Origin of the sequence: Streptomyces sp. NPDC014006, assembly GCF_043088925.1 — a bacterium.
Classification (GTDB): domain Bacteria; phylum Actinomycetota; class Actinomycetes; order Streptomycetales; family Streptomycetaceae; genus Streptomyces.
Window position 1 is genome coordinate 145,444 of sequence record NZ_JBICAJ010000001.1, and the last position, 15,899, is coordinate 161,342.

Genomic DNA, 15,899 nt, shown 5'->3' on the forward strand with positions numbered 1-15,899 from the left:
GCTCACGGAAAAGTGCGCTCCCGTTGCTCCCCTCAGGTTCTTGATGAGAGTTTCATTTTGAAAGTCTCAGTGCAACTCTATGTATGTAGACGGATGCAGCGCGTCATGACTTCAGTGTGAGGGGATGGCTTGGATGAACCTTGGAAGCAAGGAGGCCCAGGTGATGACGAGGTGCTGGGAGCTGCCGCTCCTGGCGGAACCCCATGAGCTGTCCTCTCTGCGGTGGTTGACGCGCTTTCAGTTAGAGAAGTGGCGGCTGTCCGACCTGGTGGAGCCTTCCCAGCTGTGCGTCACCGAGTTGGTGTCCAATGTCATCGCCCATGTCGGCCCAGGGACTCCAACGACCCTTGTCGTCACCACGGACGGACGGTGTCTGCGGATCGAGGTCCACGACCCGGACACGCGGGCGTTGCCCACTCTGGTCGAAGCCGGAGCCGACAGTGAAGGTGGGCGTGGAATGGCTCTCGTAGCGGCCACCACCAATCGCTGGGGCGTGGAGTTGCACCCTGATCGAAAGGTGACGTGGTGCGAGTTAACCACTGGGCGGTCGATCTCGCCCTCGAAGCGGCCGTGCCCACGTGTCAGCAGAGCGCAAGGCTTACTGGATGTGTACGGCGGTCGTGTCGAGCGCAGGCAAGGCAGCGTTGATCACGTGGGCACCGGTCGGCTGTGGCTCACCTGTGCTGAGGAGACCGCCATCGACATCATCACCGATCTCCTCCACTGGCTTCAGACGCATGGGCGGGACGCCGATGACGTCCTCGACCGTGCGCAGACGCACTTCGAGGCTCAGGTCGGGCGCGGTGGGGCCCCCTCGGCCGGCTAATTCGCTGCGATGGCCGCGTACGTCCACACATCGGCTGGCAGTTCGTGCTCGAGACGCCAGGTGATGCCCATTGGCTTACTGCCCTTGTGCTCGACGTATGTGGCCGGGCCAAGGAGCATCCACGGTTGAGGCTTGCCGATGTCGGTGTTCTTGTAGCGACGCATGAACAGGAGTACGTGGCTGCCCTGCTGGACGTGTTCCTGGTAGCGCCGGCCCGTGGCTGAGTTCTCTGCGGTGGCGTTCTGAGACTCCCAGTGGAAGAGGGTTGGGCTCAGGGCGTAGTCCTTGTAGCGGACCGTAGGGGAGAAGTCCTTTTCGTTCTTCTCCAGTGTGATGAGGAGAGCGTCTGTCTTGAGATCCTCGACCCACTGCACCCCCTGTGCGAACGATCGGGGCATCTGGCCGCCGAAGCGTGCCACACCGAGCGCCGCCAGGATTTCGGAGCGGTTGTAGGCGCTGTGCACTTTGAGCGGGAGGTCGCGGTGCGGTCCTGACAGGTCGATCGGGTAATGATCGGACCGCTCGATGACGTACGTCAGTACTTGCCGCAGTTCGTCACGGACGAACCGCTGTCCGCGCAGAGCCTCAAGGCCTTCGTCGAAGCTTGTGTAGCTGCCTGCGTCGTCCCAGAGGTTGAAGAAGAGCATGCGGGCATACGCCTGGTCCTTTGCCGTGAGGCGTGCGTAGGCAGGGGCGTCATCGGCCAGCAGTCGGAGGTAGGCCTGGGCCCGCTCAGCATCATCGACGTGCAGGAAGGCATGGACGCGCTTAAGAAGCGCAGCTTCTCCATCCGGCGCCGGGTCGCTCACCAGGCCGGCCCTGCGCAGGACTGTCGTCCAAGTGGTGTCGCTCTTGTACAGTTCCTTGATCTCGCGGCGGCTCTCCCGCAGATAGTCGGCGAGACGAGGCTCGCGGCAGTCCTTGACCTCTTTCACCAACGTTTTGATCGTGGCGCCCAACTGCGAGCGGATGTTGCCGAGGATGAGCTCTTTCGCCTTGCCCTCAAGGATGATCTGGCATCCAGAAGGAAGCTGCGGAAAGTCGTGCTCGATGTGGTCGACCAGGCGGTTGCGGGTCAGGTTGGTGAGCGCCCGGAACTGCTCCTCGAATCTGAACTCCGTCCGGTGCTGGCCGATGAAGTCGAGAACCGTTACGACCGGTTTCGTGGGAGTGCGTCGCAGCCCCCGGCCCAGCTGCTGAAGGAAGACGGTGGCGCTGTTGGTCGGCCGCAGCAACAGCAGTGTGTCCACGTCAGGTATGTCGAGGCCCTCGTTGAACAGGTCGACGGAGAAGATGACCTGTAGCTGGCCGTCTCGAAGGTTCGCCAGTGCCTGGGCGCGGGCGTCAGCCGGTGAGTCGCTGTCAAGGGCGACGGCTGCGAACCCGGCCTTGCGAAAGAAGTCAGCCATGAAGTGTGCGTGAGCCTTGGTCACACAGAAGCCAAGTGCACGCATGGCACCGGGGTTGGCGACCTTGTCACGGATCTGCTTGACGACGATGCGAGCCCGGGCGTGGTTACCGGTGTAGAGGTCGTCGAGATCGCGCTCTGTGTAGGACCCCTTCTGCCAGCCGAGGTGGGTGAGATCGGTCCCGTCCGGGATGCCGAAGTAGTGGAAGGGGCACAGGATGTCGTTCTCGAGCGCCTCCCACAAGCGCATCTCCGCCGTGATGCGGCCGTCAAAGAACTCGTCCTGCACGTTGAGCCCGTCCATGCGTTCAGGCGTCGCCGTCAGGCCCAGGAGTTCCTTCGGCTTGAAGTGATCGAGGACTCGACGATAGGTGGCCGCCGTGGCGTGGTGGAACTCGTCGATGACGATGATGTCGAAGTGGTCGGGGTCGAGTTGCTCCAGTCGCTGCACGTTCAGTGACTGGACGCTGGCGAAGACATGGTTCCAGTCGTTCGGGTCCTGGCCGCCGTAAAGCAGCTCACCGAAGGATGCGTTGTCTAGCACCTCACGGTATGTGCGGATCGACTGGTTGAGGATCTCTTTGCGGTGGGCTACGAACAGCAACCGGGGGTAGGCGTCTTTGAGCTTCTGCTGAAGGTTCCGGTAGTCCAACGCGGCCATGACCGTCTTGCCGGTCCCTGTGGCTGCAACCAGAAGATTGCGGTGACGGCCCCGGATCTCACGCTCGACGCGGAGACGCTCGAGCATGTCCCGCTGGTGAGGGAAGGGGCGTACTTCCAAGCCGGAGAGGTTGATCTTCAGGTCGGCCGACGGGCTGCTCCCGCTAGCCTGAGCGAGAGCCTGGTCCAGGCGCTCGCCGTCGGTGTCCGGGTCGTATGCCTCGAATGCGCTGTCGTTCCAGTAGGCGTCGAAGGTCGCCTCGAACTTGTTGAGCACCGCGGGTGTGGCAACCGAGGACAGACGAACGTTCCACTCCAACCCGTCCAGCAAGGCAGCCTTGGAGAGGTTGGAGCTACCGACATACGCCGTGTCAAAGCCGCTGTTGCGTCGGAAGAGCCAAGCCTTCGCATGCAGTCGCGTCGAGCGGAGTTCATAGTTGACCTTGACCTGAGCGCCAAAGTCACGGACGAGACGGTCCAGCGCGTGCCGATCGGTGGCGCCGATGTAGGTGGTCGTGATGACCCGGATGGGGACCCCTCGGTCCCGGGCGGCACGGAGGGAGTCCTCGAGGACCCGCAACCCGTACCACTTCACGAACGCGCAGATCAGGTCGACACGGTCTGCTGTGGCAAGCTCCGCACGCAACTCGCTGCCGAGGCTGGGGTCCTCGGGGGAGTTGGTGATCAGAGCAGTTTCCGACAGGGGAGTAAGCGGGCGTACGGCGTACACGCCAGGAGCTTCCTGCTTGGCCAGTGTGATCAACTGACGCGGACCCTCGAGAATGGCATCCGCCGTACTGGCTTCCGGGCCAGCCTTGGTTTCGGTCAGCGCCTGCAAGACACGGTTCGCAACGGCCACCTGCTGGTCGCGTGGCACCTGGCTCAGCTCTTGGGACACCGCCTCACCGATGTAGCGAGCCAGCACATGAGGGGCGGACTCGGCGCTGACCTCCACGTCGATTGCTTTCCAGCCTGCTGCTGCCAGTCTCTCTATTCGCTCGTGGAGTCCCTCGGTGATGAGCTCTTCGTAGACGCCCGCGACCGGCTTCCTCGCGCCCCCCGAATACGCCACCCTGGCCCCCTCTGTCTTGCCGCCTTGACCTGCGCTCCTGCGCACGACCCCACAGTGCTTAGTCCTGATGGCGATCAGTTCTAACAGGTGTCACTGACACCCGGAGCGTCCTTGGAGGAAAGGGATCACTTGCGAACGCTTGGTGAGGAGGAGGCAGAGGGGCTTTTGTCGCGCCGTTGGGCCGCCCGCTTCTTTGCCAGGGTCGTGCTGGAGCGGTCCGAGTAAAGGGCGCTGCGCGTCGCCTTCGGCGATGGCCCTTTGGGCCACCCTTGACTCGGACCGCTCCAGCACGGGGGAGAAGCGAGCGGGCGGCCGAGAGGGAAGTGGGGCCCGGTTGCGTACGTCTCGGTTACTCAGGTGGTGACTGGTGCGCGGGGACGCTACGGCGCCTCGCATGCACGCCGGGTGGGTTGGCGGCTTGCGGGGCGCGGGTGGGGGCCCTCTCCCGGGTATGCGTACTGGGTCTTAGGCGCCGTGACACTCCCCATAAACCGCCCCCGACCCGCACCAGCAAGCCTCCCCCCGCTCCGGTGGCCAGGGCACCGCCCTGCCGCGTGCCGCCAGTGTCGTCGCGTACTGGGGGAGCAGTGTCGGGTCTGCGGGGGACGTGCCCTCCGAGGCGGCGAAGGCCTCGTAGGAGGGGACCGTGCCGGTGACGATGCCCAGGTTGGGGGTGCCGGAGGCGGACAGTTCGCGCAGGGACGTCTCTATCGTCGCCAGGTGGTCCTCGTAGGAGGGGTACTCCTCCGCGAGGGCCGGGTAGTCGGCGACGAGTTCGGCGAGCTCCGGCGCCGGCCAGTGGAGGACGGCCACCGGAAAGGGACGGGAGAGGGCCTCTCGGTAGGTGCCCAGCTCGGCGTGGAGGCGGGAGATCTCCGCCTGGAGTTCCGCCGGGTTCGAGGAGCCCAGGGACCAGACGCGTTTCGGGTCGTGGAGTTCGTCCAGGGGGACCGGTGCCGTGTTCAGGGTGTCCGCCAGGGCGTCCCAGTCGTCGTGCGGCAGGCCCAGCATGCGGCGCACCCGGTGGCGGCCGAACAGGAGGGGGCGCGTGGAGTAGGGGGGCTCGCCCTCCGAGGGGACCAGGAGGTACGCGGCCTGCGTGAACGTGTCCTGGGCCGCCTCCAGTTCGTCGTGGGACTCCAAGGCCTCCGCCACGATCACCCAGGGAAGCGGATCGCGGGGGGCGGCCACGCGGATGCCTTCGATGATCGCGCGGGCCTCGGCCTCGTGGTCGTACTCCCAGAGGTTCGCGGCCTTGCGGGCGCGGATCAGGTGGGGGTGTTCCAGAAAGTCCCCGGTCGCGAGCAGGCGGTCGTAGAGGGTGGTCGCGGCGGGGCGGTCGCCGGCCAGTTCCAGGTGGGCCGCGGCCCGCAGCAGCAGGGCTTCCGCGTCCTCGGGATACAGGCCGGCGGTCCGCTCCAGGCGTGCCGCTTCGGCGGTGTGGTCGACGTTCTCGGCGGGCGTGTCGGAGCGCATGGGGGACACCGTACTGCCGATGAATGACAAACGTGAGGTGTCCGCTGGCCAGGGCTGCATGTCCGGACGGGGGTGACCCACGCCCTCAGTCCCGCTCCCGCAACACCCCCACCCCGACCGCTCCCACGGCCGCCAGGGCCGCCGACACCAGCAGTGCGACGTCCGCGCCGTCGGGCAGGCTTTTCGTGGACGTCACCAGGGCGATGGTGAGGGCGACGCCGGCGCACGAGCCGATGTAGCGGAAGGTCTGCTGGGCGCCGGAGCCCATCGCCGCGCGCTCCGGCGGGACGGACTCGACCGAGACCAGCGGCAGCGCGGCGTTCAGCAGTCCGCTGCCGATCCCGCCGATCAGCAGGCCCGGCAGCAGGCGCGGCCAGGAGTGGGCCGACAGCGCGCCGAGCATCGTCAGCGCGGCCGCCGCGTGCAGGACGAAGCCCGCCGCCAGCTGCAGGCGGGGCGGCACACGGCCCGCCAGGCGCCGTGCCTGCAACGCCACGACGAAGGACAGGCCGGACCAGAGCAGGAACAGCCACGCCGTCGCCATCGCCGACATCCCGAGCGTCTGCTGCAGCAGCGCCGGCAGATAGCTGAACAGGCCGATCACCGCCAGTCCCGTGAACAGGCCGCCCGCCGAGGACGCCAGGAAGCGGGGGCGGCGCAGCAGGGTCAGGTCGATCATCGGGGTTGCGGTGCGGCGCTCGGCCACGACGAAGAGAGCGAGCAGGACCAGCGTGGCCAGCAGCAACAGGCCCACCGGGGCGCGCAGCCAGCCGTCCCGGCCCAGGGTCAGAGCGGCCACCAGGCAGACCAGCGCCGGACCGAAGGTGAGAGCGCCGAGCAGGTCGGGGCGTCCTCCGCGCGGCGCGCGGGACTCCGTCAGGGTGCGCGTCGACAGGGCCGCCGTCACCACGGCGGCCGCGCCCAGGACGCCGTACGCCACCCGCCAGTGCGGCAGGGCACCGGCGAGCAGCGGGCCGACGGCGATGCCGCCGGAGACGAACGCGCCCCACACGCCGGTCGCGTGCAGCCGGCCGCGCGGGGTCGGGAACGCGTGCACGATCAGGCCCAGGCTGCTCGCCAAAAGGGCCGCACTGGCCGCGCCCTGGGCGATGCGGGCCAGCGTGAACAGCCACGTGGAGGTGGTCAGCGCGCCCAGGGCCGTGGTCAGTCCGAGGGCCAGGGTGCCGGCGGTGAAGATCCGGCGGCGGCCGTAGTCGTCGGCGAGGCTGCCGGCGACCAGCAGGAGGGCGGCGAGGCCGAGCGGGGTGCCGTTGAGCAGCCAGGCCTGCGCGGACAAAGGGGTGTGCAGATCGGCGGCCGTGTCGGGGAGCGTGACCATCGGCGCCGTGTAGGTCATCAGGGCGATGGCCGTGGCCGCGCTGGTCAGGGCGAGGGTGGCGCGGGGGCGGGCGGCGGTGGGGGTCGTTTCCCCGCCGGCGGTGGGCTTCCGGCCGGACATCGGGACCGCGGACGCGGAGAGTGCGGACACCGGGGGCGCGGACGCCGGGGGCACGGGCGGCGCGGAGGTCGCCTCGGCGCTGGGGAGGTCGGAGCTGGGCATCGCCGTTTCCTTTCCGGGACGGTCCCTCGTGGGCACACGGGACCGGGTGGGACCTGGCACCACCTCGGTCGCGGAACCGTCGGTTCGCTCACTGAACCTAGGAGGTACCGTCACCGTAGCAGGTTGGTTCGGTGATTGAACCTATGGCAGAGAAATCGGTACAGTGGCCTCATGGCACTGGGCAAGGACTACGCGGCGCAGGAGTGCTCGATCGCCCGGGCGCTGGAGGTCGTCGGCGAGCGGTGGACGCTGCTCGTCATCCGCGACGCCTTCTTCGGCGTCCGGCGCTACAACGACTTCCTCGTCCACCTCTGCATCCCGCGCGCCGTCCTCGCCGCCCGTCTGCAGGCCCTCACCGAGCAGGGAATCCTGTACAAGCGCCGGTACCAGCAGTCACCGCCGCGCGACGAGTACGTCCTCACCGAGCGCGGCATCGCCCTGTGGCCCACCCTGCGCTCGCTCGGCCTGTGGGGCCGCGAGCACTACGGCGAGCGGCCGCTGCGCCTCTTCCGGCACGCCGGCTGCGGCACCGAGCGCGAACTCGGTCCCTACGGCGAATGTCCCGAGTGCGGAACCGTCGTGCCGGTCCCGGACGTTGTCATGGAGCCGGGGCCGGGACTCGATCCCGACCCGGCGGATCCGGTCAGCCGGGCCCTGCTCCAGCCCCGGAGGCTGCTGCAGCCGCTCGAACCGGATCCTGTATAAACGGCCTGGACGAACAGGGCGGAAGAACAGCCCGTACCCACCGGGCGTACGACGAAGAGGGCGGGGGGATCGCCGATGAACCGCGACTGGGCCGGGCTGCGTCCCGCCGCCGCGCTGCTGCTCCTCGTCCTGCAGATCGCCCTGCTCGACACCGGCAGCCTCTCCGCCACCGTCGCCCTCGCCGCGACCGCCGCCGTCGGCTCCGCGCTCGCGCTGTGTGCGCTGGTCACCGCGCTCTGCGTGCCCGGCGTGCCGTCCACGCGGGTCCGCACCGCGATACGCGACCGTGCCCGTCGTACGGCTTTCCTGCCCCAGCGCGATCCCGACGCGCGCGGCCGCCGCCGGCCCAGGGCACCCGGACACGCCCTCCCGGCGACCACCGCGTAGGGCATCCCGCCGCCTCCCACGGGCATCACCGTTCCCCGGGCGGACGGGTCCCCGCGTGGGTCGTCATGCCGATCGCCTCGATCCCGTCGACCACATCGATTGCATCGATCTCGTCGATCCGGTCGAACGCGACGATCTCCATCGTTCCGGCACGACGTGACCCCGGAGGGCCACTCACCCATGTCCGTTTTCGCCCACCTCGTCGAGCGGCTCGCCGAGCTGCTCCAGCCCCTGTTCCACGCCTCCGCGGCCGCCGCGGCGATCGTGCTGTTCACGATGCTCGTCCGGCTGCTGGTCCACCCCCTGTCCCGCGCCGCCGCCCGCGGGCAGAAGGCCAAGGCCGCGCTCCAGCCGCGGATCGCCGAGCTGCGCACCGAGCACGCCGAAGACCCGCAGAAGCTGCAGAAGGCGATCATGGAGCTGCACGCCGAGGAGAAGGTCTCCCCGCTGTCCGGTTGCCTGCCCAGCCTGTTGCAGGCGCCCGCGTTCTTCCTGATGTACCACCTGTTCTCCAGCACCAGCATCGGCGGCGAGGCCAACGGGCTGCTCGGCCACCAGTTGTTCGCGGCGCCGCTCGGCGACCGCTGGGCCGACGCCCTTGCCGCAGGCGGCCCGCTCGGCGGCGCGGGACTCGTCTACCTCGCCCTGTTCGCCCTGGTCGCGGTCGTCGCCACGGTCAACTTCCGGCGCACCCGCCGGATGATGGCCGAGAACGCCCCCATGCCGGCGGCGGCCGGGGCGGGCGAACAGGTTCCGGGCATCGGCGCCGTCACGAAGGCCATGCCGTTCATGTCCTTCTTCACCCTTGTCACCGTCGCCGTCGTACCGCTGGCCGCCGCGCTGTACGTCGTGACCAGCACGGCGTGGAGCGCGGTGGAACGGGCGGTGCTCTACCGCTGAGCCGCTCCCGTCCGGCGCACGAGCCCCTCCCGCCCGGCTCGCCCTACGGTCCAGTACGTGAACCGGGTCTTGCGGAGTGGACCCCCCCCTTGGAGGATCGACCAGTCCTCCGATGGTTGTCGCGCCACGGCCGCACCCGGCGGCACCATCGGCCGGGCGCCCGCGATCGAGGAAGATGGTGACGACCATGAAGCTGCTGCGAGTCGGTACGGCCGGGGCCGAGCGCCCGGCGCTGCTCGACGCCGACGGGACCCTGCGGGATCTGTCGGGCCTCGTCGAGGACATCGACGGCGCGCTGCTCGCCGACGACGCGGCCCTCGGCCGTATCCGCGCCGCGGCCGAGGCCGGTGAGCTGCCCGCGCTGGACGCGACCGGGCTGCGCATCGGTCCGCCGCTGGGCCGCATCGGCAAAGTCGTGTGCATCGGGCTGAACTACTACGACCACGCCCGCGAGGTCGGTGCCGAGCCGCCCGCCGAGCCGGTGATCTTCTTCAAGGCCTCCGACACGGTCGTCGGCCCGAACGACACGGTGCTCGTACCCAGGGGCTCGGTCAAGACCGACTGGGAGGTCGAGCTGGCGGTCGTCATCGGCCGTACCGCCCGCTACCTCGGCTCGGCGGCGGAAGGGCTCGCGCACGTCGCCGGGTACGCCGTCGCGCACGACGTGTCCGAGCGGGAGTTCCAGATCGAGCGGGGCGGGACCTGGGACAAGGGCAAGAACTGCGAGACGTTCAACCCGCTCGGGCCGTGGCTGGTGACCGCGGACGAGGTGCCCGACCCGCAGGCGCTGGCCCTCAAGCTGTGGGTCAACGGCGAGCTGAAGCAGGACGGGACCACGGCCGACCAGATCTTCCCGGTGGGCGAGGTCGTGCGGTACGTCAGCCAGTTCATGACGCTGTACCCCGGGGACGTCATCAACACGGGGACGCCTGCGGGGGTTGCGATGGGGCAGCCCGAGCCGAAGCCGTACCTTCGTTCCGGGGATGTGGTGGAGCTGGAGGTTTCCGGGCTGGGACGGCAGCGGCAGGAGCTCAAGGACGCCTGAGGGGCGGGTGGGTTGTGACGCGCGGGCGGCTGCGGGTCGTTTGTGGTTGCTCGCGCAGTTCCCCGCGCCCCTTCAGGGCGGCCACCTCACCGGAGCAGAGAAGCCAGCCTCCGCCATGCCTCCCTCGGGAGGTCTTCCCTCGGGCCGTCGGTCACCAGCTGGAGTGCCATGTGGTCGGCGCCGGCCTTGACGTAGGTGTCGATGCGCTCGCGGATCCGGTCCTCCGTCCCCCAGGCGAACACCGCGTCGATGAGGCGGTCGCTGCCGCCGCCGGTGAGGTCGGCCTCGGTGAAGCCGAGGCGGAGGAAGGTGTTCGTGTAGTTGGGCAGGCCCAGGTAGACGGCGAGGGCGGCGCGGGCCAGTTCGCGGGCGCGGGACGGGTCGGTCTCCAGGACGACCTTCAGTTCCGGGGCCAGCAGCGCAGCGTCGCCCAGGGTTTCGCGGGCCTCGGCGGTGTGCTCGGGCGTGACCAGGTACGGGATCGCGCCCGCCGCGCGGTCCCGGGACAGCCGGAGGTTCTTCGGACCGAGCGCGGCGAGGACGCGGCGCTCGGCGGGGACGCCGGCCGCGTCGAGTTCGTCGAGGTAGGAGGCCAGCGCCGCGAGCGGGCGGCGGTACTGCGAGGCCAGCTTCGCGTGGCTGACGCCCAGACCCAGCAGGAAGCGGCCGGGGCGGGCCCGCTCCAGGTCGGCGAAGCGGGCCGCGGTGTCGGCAGCCGTGTGCTGCCAGATGCTCTGGATGCTGGTGCCGACGGTGATGCGCCCGGTCGCCGCCAGCAGGGGCTCGGCGTGGTGGACGGCGCTGCTGCCGCCGAGCCAGAGGGCACCGAAGCCGAGCGACTCCAACTCGGCTGCCGCGTCGGCCCGTTCGCCCTGCCGGGCCGGGTCCTCGGAGCGCAGGCCCACGCTCCAGATGCCGTACCGGCCGATCGTGTCCTGCACCGTGCTCATGGGTCCCTCCGGACGGGTCCGTGATCATCGCGTCTACGGCCAGTCCCAACCGGAGGGTCCCCCGGGTTAATCCCGGCGCACGTCAGATCTTCAGGAACTCCTCAGATCTTCAGGAACTCCTCCAGCGCCTCCACCACGAACCGGTGGTCCTGCAGCTGGGGCAGCCCGGAGACGGTGACCGCGCCGATCACGCCGACGCCCTCCACGGTGATCGGGAAGGAGCCGCCGTGGGCCGCGTACACGTCCGGGTCGAGGCGGGAGGACTCCTCGAAGGTGGTCCCCTTGGCGCGGAAGCGGGCGCCGACCAGGTAGGAGGCGCTGCCGTAGCGTTCGACGACCCGGCGCTTGCGGGCGATCCAGGAGTCGTTGTCCGGCGTGGAACCGGGCAGGGCGGCGTGGAAGAGCTGCTGGCCGGCCCGGTGGATGTCGATGGCGACCGGGGCCTGCCGCTCACGGGCCAGCCCGACCAGCAGCGAGCCGAGCGCCCACGCGTCGTCGTGCGTGAACTGCCGGAAGACCAGGCGGCGTTCCTGGGCCTCCAGTTCCTCGATGCTCGGGGTCAGCTCCGGGGTGAACTTCGGGGTCGGTCCGCTCATCGCAGGGTCACCGCCACTCCGTCGCGGGCCGACCGGCGGGCCGCTTCCAGGACGTCGAGGGCGTCGGCCGCCTCCAGCGCGGTCACCGGGTTGGGGCCGGTGCCGGTGAGGGCCTTCGCCACGGCCGCGTAGTAGGCCGGGTAGTCGCCGGGCAGGGTGGGTTCGGCGCGGCCGCCGCCGGTCAGCGGGGACTCCCCGGCGCCGACGCGACCCCACAGCTCCTGCGGCTCCGCGCCCCAGCCGGGGCCCGGGCGCAGGCCCTCGCGCAGCGCCGCCTCCTGCGGGTCCAGGCCGTACTTGACGTAGCCGGCCTGCGAGCCGAGCACCCGCAAGCGCGGGCCGAGCTGGGCGGTGGTGGAGGAGACGTACAGGTGGGAGCGGACCCCGTTCGCGTGGGTCAGCGCAAGGAACGTGTCGTCGTCGGCCTGCGCGCCCGCGCGCCGGACCACCGACTCGGCGTACACCTGGGTGACGGCGCCGAAGAGCACCAGCGCCTGGTCGACGACGTGGCTGCCGAGGTCGTACAGCAGGCCTCCGATCTCCGCCGGGTCGCCGGACTCCCGCCAGCCGCCCTTGGGCTTGGGCCGCCAGCGTTCGAAGCGCGACTCGAAGCGCCACACGTCGCCCAGCGCGCCCTCGTCGAGCAGCTTGCGCAGGGTGAGGAAGTCGTTGTCCCAGCGGCGGTTCTGGAAGACCGACAGCAGCAGCCCGCGCTCCTCGGCGAGCGCCGCCAGCTCGCGGGCCTCGGCGGCCGTCCCTGCGATCGGCTTGTCCACGACGACCGGCAGCCCCGCCTCGAGGGCGGCGGTGGCCAGCGGGACGTGGGTCTTGTTCGGGGAGGCGATGACGACCAGGTCGAGGTCGCCGGCCCGCTCCAGCAGCTCGTCGGCGCCGGCCACGGTCGTCACACCGGGGTGCTCGGTGCGTGCCTGCTCCTGCCGCTCGGGCTGGGAGGTGACGACCGTGTCGAGGGTCAGGCCGTCGGTGGTGGCGATCAGCGGGGCGTGGAAGACGGAGCCCGCGAGGCCGTAGCCGATGAGGCCCACGCGGAGGGGGGTGCCTGTCGTACCTGTCATGCCTCCCACTTTCGCAACGCTGTTGCCAAAGTGCAAGCGGCAGGGACAATGGGGGCTGTGAGCGGTACGAACGGTGAGATCAAAGGCGACGGCGGCGCGAGCAGGGGCGGCTTCAATCTGCTGGGGCTGCGCAGCCACAACACCGCGCTCGTGCTCGAGCTGCTGCGCACGGCCGGCGCCGAGGGCATCAGCCGGCTCGAACTCGCCGAGCGCACGGGGCTGACCCCGCAGGCCGTCAGCAAGATCACCGCACGGCTGCGGGAGCAGGGGCTGGCCGCCGAGGCCGGGCGCCGGGCCTCCACCGGTGGCAAACCGCGCACGGTGCTGCGGCTGGTGCCGGACGCCGGACACGCCGTCGGGGTGCATCTGGACCGCGACGAGCTGCGGGCCGTGCTGGTCGACCTCACCGGCGCGGTCGTCGGGCGGGAGCGGGCGCCGCTCGACCTCGGGGCGGGGGCCGCGGCGGTGCTGGGCGGCGTGGAGCGGGCGGTGCGGCCGCTCGCCGACTCGGTGCCGGCCGGGTCGGTGCTGGGCGTGGGCGTCGCGCTGCCCGGACCGCTCGACCATGTGCGGGGCGTGCTGCACCGGGTGACCGGTTTCCCCGAGTGGGACGGCTTCCCGTTGCGGGACGCCCTCGCCGGGCGCCTCGGCCTGCCGGTCGTCGTCGACAAGGACACCAACGCCGCCGCGCTCGGCCTCGCCGTCGCCGGGGAGGGCGGCTCCTTCGCCTACCTCCATCTCGGCACGGGACTGGGCGCCGGGCTGGTCGTCGGCGGGATCGTGCACCGAGGGGCGCGGACCGGGGCGGGGGAGTTCGGCCACCAGGTGATCCAGCTGGACGGTCCGGTGTGCGGGTGCGGCGACCGCGGCTGCATCGAGGTGCTGTGCCTGGGGGCGGTACGGCGCGGGGACACGGCGGAGGCCGCGCGGGTGCTGGGTGCCGGGGCGGCCAATCTCGTGGGGCTGCTGGACATCGACGGGGTGCTGCTCGGGGGGCGGGTCGTCGCGCGGGCGCCGGAGACCTTCGTACGCGGGGTGGCGGCGGTCCTCCAGGAGCGGGCGGTCCGTGAGGGGACGCCCGGTGGTGCGGTGCCGGTGCGGATCGCCGGGGGCGGGGAGTGGGGGGTCGCCTCGGGTGCGGGGCAGCTGGTCCTGGGGCCGGTGTTCGGGCGGCGGGACGCGTAGGAGGCGGGGCGCGCGGCCGGGCGGGCGGTGCCCGTGCCACGGTCGGATGACTTCCCTCCGCCGTTCGAGGGCCTGCTCGGTACGCCTCCGCCGGGCCCCCGCCCCACCCGCCACACTCATGTGATCATGCGACTGTTCCCGCTCGCCCCTGTCCCCGCGGCGGCAGCCGCCACGCTGCTGCCCCTGCTGCCGTTACCGGCCCACGCGGCGACCGCCGTCACGGCTGCGGCGCCCGCAGCACATGTCCTCACGGCCCCCGCGTACGCCGCCCTCGCCCCCGACCCCGCCTGCGCCACCGACACCGGCTCCTCCGGCTTCCCCCTCCGGGCCCGTATCCGCGGTGGCCCCGCGGTGTACGACGCCGGCGGCGGGTACGGCGTCTGGTATCTGGACCTGACCAACACCACCCACGGCACCTGCACCGCCGTTCACCCCGTCGTCGTCCTGGTGGACGAGCGGCGTGCGCTGACGGCGGCCCAGCCGCGGCTGGAGTTCGACGACGGCGCCCGCACCCGCTCCGTCCGGTTCGAGACGACCGACGAGGACGAGCTGGTCGGCGCGTTCGGGGAGACGGACGGCTTCGGGGGGTTCAGTGTCGGGCCGCGCCGCACCCTCACCGTGCGCGTGCGGCTCGCGTTCACCGCCGACGCCGTACCCAACGAGGTCACCGCCGAGGCCGCGGTCGTCCGAAGGCACGACGACGACGGCGACTGGGTGGGCCAGTCCAACGACTACCGCTTCGCTGTACACAACCCGTCCGGGCCCGCGCCCCAGCAGGACCCCGCCACCGACCCCGGCGCCACACCCCCCGGCCCCGCCCGCACCCCCGCCACCCCCGACCCCACCCCCGACCCCACCCCGGCCCCCACCCCCGCTCCCACCGGCGCGCTCGCCATCGACGAACTCGCCCGTACCGGCATCGCCGACGGCGCGCTCGGCGCCGCCGTCGCCCTGTTGCTGGGCGGCGCCGCACTGCTGGTGCTGCGCAGACGCCGCTGACGGGGACACGGGCGCCGCCGGGCCGGGCCGGGCCGTCGCGTCGGGCGACGATCCTGGCGTGGACTGCCTCGACGACCGGGCCCCCGTCGACAGATGGAGGTCCGCGACCCCCAACTGACCCCGCATACCGCCCGGCAGCCGAGATCAGCGTCCTCGGCGGGGTCGAGATCAGCGACTGCTGATTAGGCTGGGGGCGTCGGTACGCCGTGGTTCCGGCGCCCAGCCCGTGTAGGACCGTACGTACGCCAGGAGACGCAGCACATGGCAGACCGCAAGCCCATCGAGTCGTGGCTCACCGACATGGACGGCGTCCTGATCCACGAGGGAGTGCCGATCCCCGGCGCCGACGCCTTCCTGAAGAAGCTGCGCGAGTCCGGCAAACCGTTTCTGGTGCTGACCAACAACTCCATGTACACCCCGCGTGACCTGCACGCCCGCCTGACCCGCATGGGCCTGGACGTGCCCATCGAGAACATCTGGACCTCGGCGCTGGCCACCGCGAAGTTCCTGGACGACCAGCGCCCCGGCGGTTCGGCGTACGTGATCGGCGAGGCCGGACTGACCACCGCGCTGCACGACATCGGCTACATCCTCACCGACCACGAGCCCGACTACGTCGTCCTCGGCGAGACCCGCACCTACTCCTTCGAGGCCATGACCAAGGCCGTGCGGCTCATCAACGACGGGGCCCGGTTCATCTGCACCAACCCCGACGAGACCGGCCCCTCCACCGAGGGCCCGCTCCCGGCGACCGGCGCGGTGGCCGCGCTGATCACCAAGGCGACCGGCAAGCAGCCGTACTTCGCGGGCAAGCCGAACCCGCTGATGATGCGCACCGGCCTGAACGCCATCGGCGCGCACTCCGAGACCAGCGCGATGATCGGCGACCGGATGGACACCGACGTGCTGGCCGGCATGGAGGCCGGGATGCAGACCTTCCTGGTGCTCACCGGCCTGACCACGACCGGCCAGGTGGAGAACTTCCCCTACCGGCCCTCGCACGTCGTGGACTCCATCGCGGACCTGGTCGACCTCGTCTGACCCGGGCCGTCG

General features: G+C 70.7%; 14 protein-coding genes. 8 read left to right on the forward strand and 6 right to left on the reverse strand.

Translation table 11 applies throughout. The annotated features are described in order from the left end of the window. Positions 1–133 precede the first annotated feature (133 nt). Positions 134–826: an ATP-binding protein gene (locus tag ACF1GV_RS00660; RefSeq protein ID WP_391676625.1), complete on the forward strand. Its 693-nt coding sequence runs from the start codon at positions 134–136 to the stop codon at positions 824–826. On the opposite strand, the gene ACF1GV_RS00665 is transcribed toward ACF1GV_RS00660, so the two are convergent. The 3 genes from ACF1GV_RS00665 to ACF1GV_RS00675 form a co-directional block, all read right to left on the reverse strand. Beyond that, positions 823–3,966, reverse strand: a complete 3,144-nt coding sequence (locus ACF1GV_RS00665) for a DUF3427 domain-containing protein (RefSeq protein WP_391676626.1) — start codon at positions 3,964–3,966, stop codon at positions 823–825. The two genes, ACF1GV_RS00660 and ACF1GV_RS00665, sit on opposite strands and share 4 nt — an antisense overlap. A 465-nt stretch (positions 3,967–4,431) precedes the next feature. Further along, positions 4,432–5,442: an SEC-C domain-containing protein gene (locus ACF1GV_RS00670; RefSeq protein WP_391676628.1), complete on the reverse strand. Its 1,011-nt coding sequence runs from the start codon at positions 5,440–5,442 to the stop codon at positions 4,432–4,434. Between the two features lie 85 nt (positions 5,443–5,527). Further along, positions 5,528–6,901, reverse strand: coding sequence for an MFS transporter (locus ACF1GV_RS00675; RefSeq protein ID WP_391678426.1), 1,374 nt, complete (start codon positions 6,899–6,901; stop codon positions 5,528–5,530). 273 nt (positions 6,902–7,174) lie between these two features. Between ACF1GV_RS00675 and ACF1GV_RS00680 the strand changes: the two genes are divergently transcribed. The 4 genes from ACF1GV_RS00680 (at position 7,175) to ACF1GV_RS00695 (ending at position 10,040) form a co-directional block, all read left to right on the forward strand. Then, positions 7,175–7,708 carry a winged helix-turn-helix transcriptional regulator gene (locus ACF1GV_RS00680; protein ID WP_391676629.1) on the forward strand — a complete coding sequence of 178 codons (534 nt, stop codon included), beginning with the start codon at positions 7,175–7,177 and terminating at the stop codon, positions 7,706–7,708. Positions 7,709–7,783: 75 nt separating this feature from the next. Next, on the forward strand, positions 7,784–8,095 hold the full coding sequence (locus ACF1GV_RS00685; RefSeq protein ID WP_363267314.1) for a DUF6412 domain-containing protein: 312 nt from the start codon (positions 7,784–7,786) through the stop codon (positions 8,093–8,095). Positions 8,096–8,275: 180 nt separating this feature from the next. Then, positions 8,276–8,995 carry a YidC/Oxa1 family membrane protein insertase gene (locus ACF1GV_RS00690; protein ID WP_391676631.1) on the forward strand — a complete coding sequence of 240 codons (720 nt, stop codon included), beginning with the start codon at positions 8,276–8,278 and terminating at the stop codon, positions 8,993–8,995. A 187-nt stretch (positions 8,996–9,182) separates the two neighbouring features. Continuing rightward, entirely contained in the window at positions 9,183–10,040 is an 858-nt protein-coding gene (locus tag ACF1GV_RS00695; RefSeq protein ID WP_391676632.1) for a fumarylacetoacetate hydrolase family protein, read from the forward strand. A gap of 86 nt (positions 10,041–10,126) precedes the next feature. On the opposite strand, the gene ACF1GV_RS00700 is transcribed toward ACF1GV_RS00695, so the two are convergent. From ACF1GV_RS00700 to ACF1GV_RS00710, 3 genes are all read right to left on the reverse strand, one after another. Continuing rightward, entirely contained in the window at positions 10,127–10,990 is an 864-nt protein-coding gene (locus ACF1GV_RS00700; RefSeq protein WP_391676633.1) for an LLM class F420-dependent oxidoreductase, read from the reverse strand. A gap of 101 nt (positions 10,991–11,091) precedes the next feature. Further along, complete coding sequence (locus tag ACF1GV_RS00705) at positions 11,092–11,586, reverse strand: heme-degrading domain-containing protein (RefSeq protein WP_391676635.1); 495 nt, start codon at positions 11,584–11,586, stop codon at positions 11,092–11,094. After that, positions 11,583–12,662 carry a Gfo/Idh/MocA family oxidoreductase gene (locus tag ACF1GV_RS00710; protein WP_391676637.1) on the reverse strand — a complete coding sequence of 360 codons (1,080 nt, stop codon included), beginning with the start codon at positions 12,660–12,662 and terminating at the stop codon, positions 11,583–11,585. Before ACF1GV_RS00710 ends, ACF1GV_RS00705 begins: the two co-directional genes overlap by 4 nt. 48 nt (positions 12,663–12,710) lie before the next feature. On the opposite strand from ACF1GV_RS00710, the gene ACF1GV_RS00715 reads away from it, so the two are divergent. From ACF1GV_RS00715 to ACF1GV_RS00725, 3 genes are all read left to right on the forward strand, one after another. Next, positions 12,711–13,847 carry an ROK family protein gene (locus ACF1GV_RS00715; RefSeq protein WP_391676639.1) on the forward strand — a complete coding sequence of 379 codons (1,137 nt, stop codon included), beginning with the start codon at positions 12,711–12,713 and terminating at the stop codon, positions 13,845–13,847. Between the two features lie 126 nt (positions 13,848–13,973). After that, entirely contained in the window at positions 13,974–14,846 is an 873-nt protein-coding gene (locus ACF1GV_RS00720) for an LPXTG cell wall anchor domain-containing protein (protein ID WP_391676641.1), read from the forward strand. Between the two features lie 261 nt (positions 14,847–15,107). After that, on the forward strand, positions 15,108–15,887 hold the full coding sequence (locus ACF1GV_RS00725) for an HAD-IIA family hydrolase (protein ID WP_363267324.1): 780 nt from the start codon (positions 15,108–15,110) through the stop codon (positions 15,885–15,887). Positions 15,888–15,899 lie beyond the last annotated feature (12 nt).